Here is an 11,820-nt window from a genome sequence, read left to right as displayed (position 1 = left end):
TTCTGACATTGGCACGTACCTTGCACCTATAGTGGGTGAAAATACTATGGAGGTGTTTGTGTAATGGAAAATGTAAAAGTAGCAATTTGGGGTTTCGGCGCAATGGGTAGTGGTATGGCTGAGATGCTCATCACGAAAGTGGGTATCGAGATCATCGGTGTTTGTGACCGCAACGCGGCGCGTGTAGGCAAGGAAATGCACGAAGTGCTCGGTGTCGATCGCAAGGGGCATCCACAGGTCATCATCAACAACAGCATTGAAGAAGTGCTATCGGTTCCTTGTGATGTCTGTCTCATCGCTACGGATTCCTTTACGGCCAAGACTTTCGATAAGATCAAGATGGTCGTCGAGAAGGGTGTCAACGTGATCAGCACGGCGGAAGAAATGGCCTACCCACAGGCTCAGGAGCCGGAGTTGGCCGAGAAGATCGACGAGCTTGCAAAGGCCAATGGTGTGACCGTTCTCGGTACGGGCATCAACCCCGGCATGATCATGGATCTCTTGGTCGTAGCCCTCACGGGCGCCATGACACGAGTTGACAACGTGATTGCCAAGCGCGTCAACAGCCTCTCGCCTTTCGGTAAAGCCGTTATGGAAGAGCAGGGTGTGGGCATCACCGTCGAGGACTTCGACAAGGGTGTAGAAGACGGCTCCCTGGCCGGTCACGTCGGATTCGCAGAGTCCGTACAAATGATCGCCGACGCCCTCGGTTGGAAAGTCGACCGCTTTGAGCAGCAGATGAAGCCGATCGTGACAAATGTCGATCGTCAGTCCAAGTACGGTTTCGCCGCAGCAGGCGACGTAGCCGGTGTGAGCATGACGGGTCAGGGTTACGTCGATGGCGAGCTCAAGATCAACATGGTCCACCCCCAGCAAATCGAACCTGAGATGGTGGGCGTTCAGACGGGCGACTACATCACGCTCGAAGGCTCTCCGCGTATCGATATGGCCATCACACCGGAGGTGGAGGGTGGTCTGGGAACGATCGCCATGTGCGTCAACATGATCCCTCACGTGATCAACGCACGTCCCGGTCTGCGCACGATGATCGACCTGCCCGTACCGCGCGCCATGATGGGCGATGTACGCGATATGATCGAACGCTCATAAGAGAGGAGAGATAATCTTGACAGCCAAGAAAGGGGACTGGGTGCGTCTGTACGATGTGGTACTCACATCGGAAGAGCGCGCACCCCAGGTGCCTGACGATACGAAAAACGTACCTTTGGAACGATGGATCACGGGTCTTCTGGTGGAAGACACCGCGGAGATTGGCGACAAGGTGTCCGTGGAGACCCTGACCGGGCGGAAGGTGTCCGGTGAGCTCGTGGAGATCGCACCGACCTACAAGCACAGTTTCGGTAACCACGTGCCCGAGCTTTTGAAAATCGGCCGCGACCTCAGGGAGATCCTATTTGGAGGTGAAGCCGATGCCTAATCAAGGTTATGAAGCCATGATGGCCAAGAAGAATGAGATCATGCTCAAGTCCGTGGGCATCGATTACAGTGAGTATGAGGGTGCTGGCGTGACCTTTGATTATGAGCGCATGATGAAGGAAGTGGGCTACACCCTCGAGGACGTGCAGAAGATGCAGTTTGAGACCGGGGTGGGCAACACGCCGCTCATCGAGCTGAAGAACCTCACGGCACTGGCGAGAAAGTTCGCTCCAGAGGGAAAAGGCGCTCGGATTTTCGTCAAGGATGAGGCGTCGAATCCGTCGGGTAGCTACAAGGCGCGCCGCGCCGCGACGTCTGTCTACCATGCGAAGAAAAATGGATACAAGGGTGTCATCGCCGCCACGAGCGGCAACTACGGTGCGGCCGTAGCCTCTCAGGCGGCCATGCTGGGCCTGAAGTGCATCATCGTCCAGGAGTGCTACGATTCCGAGCATAAGGGACAACCTGAGATCATTGAGAAAGCCAGAAAATGTGAGGCCTATGGTGCGGAGGTCGTTCAATTGACCGTCGGTCCCGAGCTCTTCTACACCTTCTTACAATTGCTCGAGGAAACGGGTTATTTCAATGCTTCGCTCTACACGCCCTTCGGCATCGCCGGCGTGGAGACCTTGGGCTATGAGCTCGCCATGCAGATGCGCGAGCGTGAGGGGCGCGACCCCGACGTGGTGGTCTGCACCAATGCCGGCGGCGGCAACCTGACGGGAACCGCCCGCGGCTTGATCAAGGCCGGCGCTCTGGATAGCCAGGTCGTCGCTGCCAGTGTGGATCTTTCCGGTTTGCACATGGCGTCGGATGTGGACTTCAACCGCAAGAGTTTCACAACGGGACATACGGGCTTTGGCATCCCCTTTGCCACGTGGCCGGATCGATCCGATGTGCCGCGTTCCGCCGCGCGCCCCCTGCGCTACATGGACCGTTACCTGACGGTCACTCAGGGGGAAACCTTCTACATGACGGAAACGCTGGCGCAGATCGAGGGCCTCGAGCGAGGACCCGCTGGTAACACATCCCTTGCGGCTGCCTTCAGCATCGCGGCAGAGCTCGACAAAGACCAGATCATTGTGGTCCAGGAGACAGAATACACAGGAGCCGGGAAACACATCCAGCCCCAGCTGTCCTTTGCCCGGGACAACGGCATCGAGCTGAAGTTCGGTAATCCCCGCGATGAGGTGCCCGGTAAGAGTATCATCCTTCCGGCTGATCCTTCGAAGATCGCAGCACATGAACTGGATCTGGATAAGATCCGCAAGAGCTTCATCAAGAACGCCATTCGCTACAATGAAGACAAACCACTCACGGAGGAAGACCTTGCCTATCTCGCGGAAGAAACGCGGCTAACAACCGAGCGCGTGCGCGAGATGGAGACCGAGATCCGGGAGAACCTATAGAGTCACAAGGAGGTTGTGTAATGCACGGATTTTTAAAGCGTGATGACGATTTCGAAAAGCGTCACCAGCACCTGACATCCCTTTCTGATGAGGAGATCCACGAGAAGTTCTGGGGTCTCGTCGAGGAGATCGTTGATCCCCTCATAGACCTGGCCAAGACCCACACGAGTCCTTCCATCGAGCGTTCTGTTCTGCTCCGCATGGGCTTCAGCTCCATCGAGGCGAAACCCCTCGTAGAAGGCGCTGTGGACCGCGGATTGATGGGCAAGGGCGTGGGGCACGTGGTCTACCGCGTGGCCAAGGAAAAGAACATCCCCGTCCGACAGGCAGGACTCGAACTGATCGACGGCAAGCACTGGGATGATGCCGTTGAGTATTTCAAGGGAGGGGACAAATAGATGAAACTCGATAAGAACGAACGACTCAATGTACGGGATATTCTAGAGGGTCTCGAGGACTACCGCCCCAAGCGCCGCGGTTGGACATGGCGCAAGAAGGTGGAGAATCTACAGATGGGCCCCTTCGTTTACAAAGATTGTGCGGAGCCCATGGAACAGTCCCTCGGGATTCCATCGGCCCGTTACTTTGACGATATCGATCCGCAGCCGGATAATGTGATCACTACCGAGATCGCCTCCGGTCGCTTTGAAGATGACATCCGCCGCATGCGCATGGCCGCATGGCACGGCGCAGACCACATCATGGTCATCCGTACGGCCGGCCAGTCCCACTTCGATGGGCTCATCGAGGGGACGCCACAGGGAACGGGTGGTATCCCGATCTCCAGAAAACAGGTGCGTGCACATAGAAAGGCCCTGGATCTGATCGAGGAAGAAGTGGGCCGTCCGATCAATTACCACTCGTATGTTTCCGGTGTGGCCGGTCCTGATATCGCCGTGATGCTGGCGGAAGAGGGCGTCAACGGTGCCCACCAGGATCCCCAGTACAACGTGCTCTACAGAAACATCAATATGGTCCGCAGTTTTGTCGATGCGGCAGAGAGTAAAAAAGTGATGACTTGGGCCGACATGGTGCAGATCGATGGTGCGCACAATGCCAACGCCACTGCCCGACAGGCCTGGAAGGTTATGCCCGAGCTGATGGTACAGCACGGGATCAACGCCCTTTACTCGCATAAGTGCGGTATGCCGAAAGAGAACATCGCGCTCTCCACGGTGCCACCGAGTGCGGTGCCAGCACCGGCAATGAAGCTCGATTTGCCCTATGCCGTGGCGCTCCGTGAAGTCTTCAGCGAGTACAAGATGCGCGCTCAGATGAACACCAAGTACATCACGAGTTCTTCTCGTGAAGCGACGGTTACCCACGTGCTCAACATGATGATCAGCCGTCTCACCAGTGCGGATATCCAGTCCACGATCACGCCGGATGAAGGGCGAAATGTACCGTGGCATATGTTCAACATTGAGGCCTGCGACACAGCGAAGCAAGCGCTCGTCGGTATGGATTCGCTCATGGACATGGTAGAGCTGAAGCAAGAGGGCTACCTCCGCGATAAGGCGCGCGAGCTCAAAGAGCGTGCGATTTTGTTCCTCGAGGAAATCATCGAAGAAGGTGGCTACTTTGAGGCCGTTGAGAAGGGTTACTTCGTCGATTCGGGAGAGTACCCACAGCGTAACGGCGACGGGATCGGCCGAAAGATCAACGGCGGTATCGGTGCCGGTACGGTCTTCGAGCGTGACGAGGATTACTTTGCTCCCGTGACCGCGCACTTCGGTCACAATAATGTGGCCCAGTACGACGAGGCTGCGATCGATGATCCTGCTAAGCTGATCGACGGGTCAACCTTCGAGCAGCCGGAGAAGATCATCTACATCGACGAGCTCGATGAAGAGGATAACGTGAACAATCGTCTCGAAGAGACGGAAAAATACAGGGGCGACTCTTCTTACCTCAAGCCTGAAGTCCAGTGGCTCGGTGACGGGGTCGTGCAGGTGGAGATTTTCTTACCGGCACAGCGACGCGTGGCTCAGTACGCTGCGATCGAGTTCGCCAAGAAGATGAACTTAAGAGACGTCGAGGTCATCCACCTCGAGGCCATGCATCCTTCAGAGGGTACGCGCGTACAGCTCAAGGGTGTTCTGGACTTCGATCTGGATACATCGCAGCTCGAGATTCCACCGGAGCCAGAGGTGCTCAGCGATGACGAGATCCGAGAGGAAATCGAAGCGCGTCCTTTGAAGATTGTCGCCGGTACCATAGGCGAGGACGAGCACTCTGTGGGTCTGCGTGAGATTATCGACATCAAGCACGGCGGGATCGAGAAGTACGGCATCGACGCCGAGTACCTCGGGACCAGTGTGCCGATCGAGAAGTTGGTCGACGCGGCAATCGAGCACAATGCCGACGTGATCATGGCTTCCACGATCATCTCGCACGATGACGTCCACTACAAGAACATGAAACGCATTCACAACTACGCACTAGAAAAAGGTGTGCGCGATCAGTTCATCATCGTGGCCGGTGGTACGCAGGTAACGCCTGAGATCGCCCGGGAGAACGGGATGGATGAGGGCTTCGGTCGTAACGACCGCGGCGTGAACGTGGCGACTTACCTGGTGAAGAAGCGGTGGGAGCGTCTGGGCATCGAGCCGGAAGCGAAAAAAGAAGAAGAATAATAAGGAGTGATTGTATGCACGTTGAGGTACTGGTAGCTGAAATTGGCAGTACCACGACGGTCGTCAACGCTTTCGGGGGCATCCATACAGATGCCCCTTCCTTTATCGGGCAGGGCCAAGCGCCCACCTCGGTGCTGGAGGGGGACGTGAACATCGGTCTCCAAAGCGCCATCGACGACCTCGCGAAAAACATGGACGCGGATGCGCTGACCTATGATGAGCTCTTGGCGACGAGCAGTGCGGCGGGTGGACTGAAGATGACCGTCCACGGTCTCGTCTACGATATGACGGCTAGGGCGGCCAAGGAAGCGGCACTGGGAGCCGGGGCCAACCTGCACTTGGTAACGGCGGGCCGTTTGCGCCGCAGCGATTTGAAAAAGATCCAGGAGATCAAGCCGAATATCATCCTGATCGCCGGTGGGGTGGACTATGGTGAGCGGGACACGGCTCTCGATAATGCAGAGGCCATCTGTAAGCTCGGGCTGAAGGTGCCCGTGATCTATGCCGGGAATGTGGAAAACCAGGAAGAGATCCGCCTGATTTTCGAGGACTACGGTCTGGAGTCCTATCTCACGGTGGTGGAAAATGTCTATCCCAAGATCGATGTGCTGAATGTGGAACCGACGCGTGCGGTGATCCAGGATGTCTTCGAGGAGCATATCATCCATGCTCCCGGGATGGATCACATCAAGGACCTGGTCAACGGACCGATCATCCCGACACCCGGTGCGGTGATGGAGGCCTCAAAACTCCTCGAAGAGGAGCTGGGCGATCTGATCACGGTGGATGTCGGCGGGGCTACCACGGATCTGCACTCGGTGGCCGAGGGATCCGAGGAGATCAGCCGTAATCTGATCAGTCCAGAGCCCAAGGCCAAGCGTACCGTGGAGGGCGATCTCGGGGTTTTCGTGAACATGCGCAACATCGTGAACCTGATCGGGATGGACCGACTGACGGTGGATCTGGGGATGCCTGTGGAAAAGATCAACGATTTGATCGAGAACCATCCGCCGATTCCGACAACAGACGAGGAACGGACCTTTGTGACACGCCTGGCCCTTGAGGCGGTCTTACGGGCTGCCCATCGTCATGCTGGAGGCTTCAGGAGTCTCTACGGTGGCGAGGGCAAGAAGGTGCTGGCCGAAGGGAAGGACCTGACCAGCATCAAAACGATCATCGGTACGGGCGGAGCGCTGACGCGTCTGCCGGACCGCGACAAGATCCTCATGGCCATTGCGCCGTCGAACAAGGGTGAGAAGTTGCTGCCCACGGATGAGGCCAAGGTACTCATCGACAACGACTATATCATGGCCTCCCTCGGCGTGCTCTCCAAGGAGTATCCGGAGAGTGCCCTGTACCTGCTGAAGAAGAGCTTGGGGTTGGTGAAGTAAGATGTATCCAAGAGTGATCATCGATCAGAAAAAACTGGTCGACAATGCTGCGAAACTAAAGAGCGATGCCAGGGCCGCGGGCCTATCGATCATGGGCGTGACCAAGGTGGCCTGTGCCCATCCCGATGTGGTGGAGGCCTTTGTAAAGGGCGGGGTGGATTACCTGGCCGATTCACGGGTGGAGAATCTCAAGGCGCTGGCCGCCTTCGATGAGATCCCCAAGGTGCTCCTACGCCTGCCCTCGCTTTCCGAGGTGGAAGAGGTGGTGCGCTACGCGGACATCAGCCTGAACTCGGAGCTTGTGACCATCGAGGCCCTCGGCCGTGCGGCCGAGGCGCTGGGGATCCGCCACCACGTGATCCTCATGGTGGACTTGGGTGATCTGAGGGAGGGTGTCCTCGCGCATGATGCGCTCGCCGCTGTCGAGCGGATTCTCCACCTACCGGGTGTAGACCTGCACGGCATCGGGGTCAACCTGACCTGCTACGGCGGGGTGATCCCGGAAGAAGGCAATCTGGGCGAGCTGACGCGACTGGCCAAGCAGATCGAAGAGATCCACGAGCTGAAACTTGAGATGGTATCTGGTGGCAACTCGTCGTCGATCTATCTGATCGGCGAGAACCGTCTACCAGATGGAATCAACAACCTGCGTCTTGGCGAGGTCCTTGTCCTGGGTCGTGAGACCAAGGAAGGAGACCGCTACCCGGGAACCCACGACGATGCCTTCCTGCTCGAAGCCGAGATCATCGAGTGCAAGGTGAAGGACAGTGTGCCTAAGGGCACCATCGGTATGGATGCCTTCGGCAACAAACCGGTCTTTGAAGATAAGGGTAAGATGAAGCGGGGGATCCTGGCGATCGGCCGACAGGATGTGGATCCTTCCGGTCTCATCCCGCAAGACGACCGCATCGAGATCATCGGTGCCTCGAGCGACCACCTGATCGTAGACCTGACAGCGACAGAGGATGCCTACAAGGTAGGCGACATCCTGCAGTTCAAACTGAGCTACGGAGCCCTCCTCGCCGCCATGACGAGCTACTATGTGGAGAAGGTCACAAAAGAATAAATGAAAGCAAAAGACCAGCCGGTCGCAAGTTCCCAAGGTGGGAGCTGCGACCGGCTGGTTTTCATGTTTGGTCCTTTGGATCAGGTTAATCCCAGGCCTTCTTTCAGTCGCTGGTTAACAACGATCTGTTGGTCGGCTGCCGTGATCAATCGTGTCAGCGATCGAGAGGTGTCCGGATAGAAGGAAACACCGTAGTGGAAGTGTGGTTTCATGGGTGAGAAGGGGATTTCCTTTAAGTTCACTTTCATGGTGCTCATGTGGGTATCCACGGCCATGCGATCTGCCTGGGAAAAAATGAGCAAGAACTCGTTTTCACTGTAGCGACCGATGAGAGTCGCCTCTTCTACGTGTGCCTTCAAGAAATCTGCGAAGTCCTTCACATGCGCTTGCATCTGGTCATCGCCATAATCCGCACGGATTTCATCGAGCCCCAAGAGGGTAATCAGAACAAGAGCGAAGCGGCGGTTTCCGTTTTCGTGATCCGATATATGCGCGAGAATTTTCTCCTCTGTATGCCTTCGGTTGTAAAGGCCTGTGCTGTCATCGTGTGTAGAAGCATGGATGGCCTGGCGATAGGCCCGGTGTTTCCCTATGATGCCCTCGAGCTGGTCTTTTAGCGACCGGGCGAGGGTGAGATCTTCATCGTCAAAGGTATCGCGATCTTTACTTGAGAGCGAAAGCAGTGCAAAGAGGTCGCCGTCGTCTACAATGGGGACGCGGAGCGTCAATCCTTCGCTTGTGGCGATCGATGGAAGAAAAACATCTGCAATCACATCGGATTTCGCTTGAAATTTCTTTTGATGTTCAACGAAGTTGAGATAGTCTGGCGTGACGTTGTCATCAGGACTAGCGGAAGAGTCAATCGTGATGTGTTGATCGGTCGCTACGATGTAAGCTTCACAAGTAGCAACATCTGGATAATGCGCAAGGAGGCTATTGCTTAGGTGGGTTAAGACCTGATCATCACTAGCCCCTTGAAAGAGCATTTGGTCGATTTTCATGAGTAGGCTGTTCAAATGGACTTCATTTTTTTGATAGTCGATTTTTTTATGAGACTGAATAATCGCTCTCAAGAGGACGATGAAGGCCATGACGAACACGAGTGAAAAAGTCGCGACCGAATAGATGCGATTCGACATATAGGGTGATTCATGAAAAGCTTCAAATATGAAAGAGGTCGTGAACAAGAATAACAGGATCACGAGGAGAATATCCACAAGCATCTTAGCATAGGTTCGTCGTGCTACAAAGGCATGTAGGTGTTGGTGGGGACGACGGAGCCATTTGGGTTGAAAGATCTCTACGCATAAGATGATTGAATAGTAGGCTATTTCTGTGATCATCAACATGTTCTCTCCAAAGTTTATCCAAAGCCCCAGAATCATCATGATCAAAAACGAGAAGAGTTGGAACAAAAAGAAGATGACAAACAGATAGGACGCGCTTACCAGTGCAAAGTGAAAGGGTTTTTGAAAAATCCATTGGATGGCCACCACATAGACAGCAAAAGCCATGATGGCGATCAGGCTGTTCCAAGCGAAGGAAGGTCCCTGTGCCACTACCAAGGGTTTTACGACTTCAATGACGAGCGTATTTGCAACGACAAACAGGAGGATCTTCCAGAAGCGTGGTCGTGTCTTCATGATAATCATCATGAGTAGTATCGTTTGTATGCCGTCTACGGCGCTCAGTATCCAGTCAAACACAAATGTCACATCCTTCGTCACTCTAATGAAACTCAGTTGAATCCATTGTAACACGGTAAATCTTAACGTTATAGTCCTTTTGTTTATTATTCGCTCATAGACTAGGATATTTGTTATTATGGAAACTAAGGAGAAGAAAAGTACTGAAGAAGACACGTCGGGGGGACATGATGAAAAAAGTACGCATCATCATCGCATTGGTTCTGAGTCTGTTCATACTCACCCTAAAACCCTGGGACGCAGGCGTCACCCGGGAACAAGTGCTATCGAGCCAAGGGACCATCGTGACCGTCGGTGCGGAAGGAGATTACCCAAGCCTGCAGGAAGCCATCGATCGTACCCAGGGCACGGGCCTTGTGATCTGGCTTATCGATGAAGTCCACACAGAAAGCGGCATCGTGATCGATCACGATGTGGTGGTCATGGGCTTCGGTCCCGATGCATCCATTGTACAGGGAGCAGAAAGTCTGGACCTGGCCACCGACCGGGTCTTCACCGTGGAAGAAACCGGTGCTCTCTACATGGAAGGAATCACCGTCCGCCACGGGAAACGGGATGAGGTCCCCCGCGGTGGAGCCGGAATCCTCAACCGGGGACAGGTGACGCTGGACAACTGCATCGTCAGCGACAACCGTGCCACCTACGGCGTGGGGATCGACAACCGAGGGATCCTTCTGATGAAAGACTCGGTGCTCACCCGCAACATCGGTATCCCGCGTCCACCGAAAGAGGACCTGGCGGGACTCGACTGCGGGGGATCCGGCGGCGGTATGAAGGTGCAGCGCGACGCCGTGGCGGTACTGGAGAACTGTCTGGTCATGGACAACGAATCCGTCCGCAACGGAGGCGGTATCCACGTGTCTTGCGAGGGCAGCGCAGAGCTGATCAATACGACCATCGTGGGCAATCGCTCTGGTGAACAGGGCGGCGGTATCAGCCTCCGGGGCGACCTGGAACTGCTGCACACGACCATCACGGACAACGTCTCGGCTTCGCACAAGGGCGGGGGCATCTACAACCTCGGCAAGCTCAGGATACGCGCTAGCGTCATCTCGCAGAACGCCAGGAACGACTACTTCCTCGGGACCGGTGGTTTCGGCTTCTACGGGGAGGGATTCATCGAGGAGATCTCGGACACCTTCGTGGGCGACGGAAGTCTGGAGGGAGTCCCTTCGGGAGATGCCATGCTCCTGGCACCAGCCGATCACGGCGGCCCCACATGGACCTGTGCCTTCGCATCCTCGAGCCCACTCGCCAATGCCATCGCTCGAGGAGATCAGCTTTTGGACACGGACCAACGCGGTGTGCGGCGTAAGGGTAGCACGGATATCGGTGCTTTTGAAGACCGGGGTTTTCTCGGCAAACTGTGGGATCGGTACACGAGATAGTTTTTAAAAAATTTAAATTACAATATATGGTAAATATGATATACTAATCTTAGATAACACATATGAATTCAGACAGATGGTCTGATCTAGAGGAGGAATCTCATGAAGTACACGATTCATCATCCCGAGGCGTTCCCATTACTGGAGGTTCAGCTCGAAAGTGGAGAACAGATCAAAGCAGAGTCCGGTGCCATGGTGTCCATGGACGAGACCATCACCGTAGAAGGAAAGGCCGAGGGTGGCCTTATGAAGGGGCTCGGTCGCATGTTGGCCGGTGAAAAGTTCTTCTTCCAGACCCTCCATGCAAAGAACGGAGCCGGGACCGTCACCCTGGCGCCAGCTTCACTCGGTGGTGTTGTGGCCCTCGAGGTCTCGCAGGGAAAGGGCTATACGGTACAAAAGGATGGTTTCTTGGCGGCCACAGACCAAGTCCAAGTGGACACGCAGATGCAAAATTTGTCCAAGGGATTTCTATCTGGGGAAGGCTTCTTCGTATTGAACATCCGCGGAAACGGTACAGTTTTCGTGAACTCCCACGGTGCCATCCACACCTTGGAAGTGCCCGAGGGCAAACGCGTGACCATCGACAACCACCACCTGGTCGCCTGGTCTGAGCACATGCCCTACAGCATCGACAAAGCATCAAAAGGTTGGATTTCGTCCATGACCTCTGGGGAGGGCCTCGTTTGCCATTTCACAGGACCCGGAAAAATCCTGATTCAGACACGAAATCCCCAAGCCTTTACAGAAATGATCCGCGCCATGATGCCTGCGAAATAGTTAGTTT

At 55.2% G+C, this 11,820-nt stretch carries 10 protein-coding genes; 9 read left to right on the top strand and 1 reads right to left on the bottom strand.

Annotated elements, in window-relative coordinates:
• Window positions 1-63: 63 nt before the first annotated feature.
• The 7 genes from ord to orr are packed head-to-tail and all read left to right on the top strand — an operon-like array spanning window position 64 to window position 7,939.
• Window positions 64-1,110: a 2,4-diaminopentanoate dehydrogenase gene (gene ord / locus ACULM0_RS01780; protein WP_463678744.1), complete on the top strand. Its 1,047-nt coding sequence runs from the start codon at window positions 64-66 to the stop codon at window positions 1,108-1,110.
• A 16-nt stretch (window positions 1,111-1,126) separates the two neighbouring features.
• Window positions 1,127-1,438 carry a 2-amino-4-oxopentanoate thiolase subunit OrtA gene (gene ortA / locus ACULM0_RS01775; protein ID WP_463678743.1) on the top strand — a complete coding sequence of 104 codons (312 nt, stop codon included), beginning with the start codon at window positions 1,127-1,129 and terminating at the stop codon, window positions 1,436-1,438.
• Complete coding sequence (gene ortB, locus ACULM0_RS01770) at window positions 1,431-2,846, top strand: 2-amino-4-oxopentanoate thiolase subunit OrtB (protein ID WP_463678742.1); 1,416 nt, start codon at window positions 1,431-1,433, stop codon at window positions 2,844-2,846. The genes ortA and ortB overlap by 8 nt, the downstream gene beginning before the upstream one ends.
• A 20-nt stretch (window positions 2,847-2,866) precedes the next feature.
• The gene (locus ACULM0_RS01765; protein ID WP_463678741.1) at window positions 2,867-3,244 is read left to right on the top strand and encodes an ornithine aminomutase subunit alpha; all 378 of its coding nucleotides are present in this window, start codon (window positions 2,867-2,869) and stop codon (window positions 3,242-3,244) included.
• Entirely contained in the window at window positions 3,245-5,482 is a 2,238-nt protein-coding gene (gene oraE / locus ACULM0_RS01760) for a D-ornithine 4,5-aminomutase subunit OraE (protein WP_463678740.1), read from the top strand.
• Window positions 5,483-5,496: 14 nt separating this feature from the next.
• Window positions 5,497-6,873: a GlmL-related ornithine degradation protein gene (locus ACULM0_RS01755; RefSeq protein ID WP_463678739.1), complete on the top strand. Its 1,377-nt coding sequence runs from the start codon at window positions 5,497-5,499 to the stop codon at window positions 6,871-6,873.
• Between the two features lies 1 nt (window position 6,874).
• Entirely contained in the window at window positions 6,875-7,939 is a 1,065-nt protein-coding gene (gene orr, locus ACULM0_RS01750; protein ID WP_463678738.1) for an ornithine racemase Orr, read from the top strand.
• Window positions 7,940-8,019: 80 nt separating this feature from the next.
• Here orr and ACULM0_RS01745 read toward each other — a convergent pair whose 3' ends face one another.
• Window positions 8,020-9,645: a GGDEF domain-containing protein gene (locus tag ACULM0_RS01745; RefSeq protein ID WP_463678737.1), complete on the bottom strand. Its 1,626-nt coding sequence runs from the start codon at window positions 9,643-9,645 to the stop codon at window positions 8,020-8,022.
• A 167-nt stretch (window positions 9,646-9,812) separates the two neighbouring features.
• Between ACULM0_RS01745 and ACULM0_RS01740 the strand changes: the two genes are divergently transcribed.
• Both ACULM0_RS01740 and ACULM0_RS01735 read left to right on the top strand, forming a co-directional pair.
• Window positions 9,813-11,033 carry a choice-of-anchor Q domain-containing protein gene (locus ACULM0_RS01740; protein ID WP_463678736.1) on the top strand — a complete coding sequence of 407 codons (1,221 nt, stop codon included), beginning with the start codon at window positions 9,813-9,815 and terminating at the stop codon, window positions 11,031-11,033.
• A 102-nt stretch (window positions 11,034-11,135) separates the two neighbouring features.
• Window positions 11,136-11,813, top strand: coding sequence for a TIGR00266 family protein (locus tag ACULM0_RS01735; protein ID WP_463678735.1), 678 nt, complete (start codon window positions 11,136-11,138; stop codon window positions 11,811-11,813).
• The last annotated feature ends 7 nt before the right edge of the window (window positions 11,814-11,820 follow it).

The sequence above is a fragment of the Halotolerantifilum yawarlongkerapense genome, from assembly GCF_054506745.1.
Note: the sequence above shows the minus strand (reverse complement) of the source record. Positions and strands in the feature narration are given on the sequence as shown.

Excerpts from the sequence above, each read along its gene's own strand:
- ord (WP_463678744.1), top strand. The coding sequence starts at position 64 with ATGGAAAATGTAAAAGTAGCAATTTGGGGTTTCGGCGCAATGGGTAGT.
- ortB (WP_463678742.1), top strand. The coding sequence starts at position 1,431 with ATGCCTAATCAAGGTTATGAAGCCATGATGGCCAAGAAGAATGAGATC.
- ACULM0_RS01765 (WP_463678741.1), top strand. The coding sequence starts at position 2,867 with ATGCACGGATTTTTAAAGCGTGATGACGATTTCGAAAAGCGTCACCAG.
- oraE (WP_463678740.1), top strand. The coding sequence starts at position 3,245 with ATGAAACTCGATAAGAACGAACGACTCAATGTACGGGATATTCTAGAG.
- ACULM0_RS01755 (WP_463678739.1), top strand. The coding sequence starts at position 5,497 with ATGCACGTTGAGGTACTGGTAGCTGAAATTGGCAGTACCACGACGGTC.
- orr (WP_463678738.1), top strand. The coding sequence starts at position 6,875 with ATGTATCCAAGAGTGATCATCGATCAGAAAAAACTGGTCGACAATGCT.
- ACULM0_RS01740 (WP_463678736.1), top strand. The coding sequence starts at position 9,813 with ATGATGAAAAAAGTACGCATCATCATCGCATTGGTTCTGAGTCTGTTC.
- ACULM0_RS01735 (WP_463678735.1), top strand. The coding sequence starts at position 11,136 with ATGAAGTACACGATTCATCATCCCGAGGCGTTCCCATTACTGGAGGTT.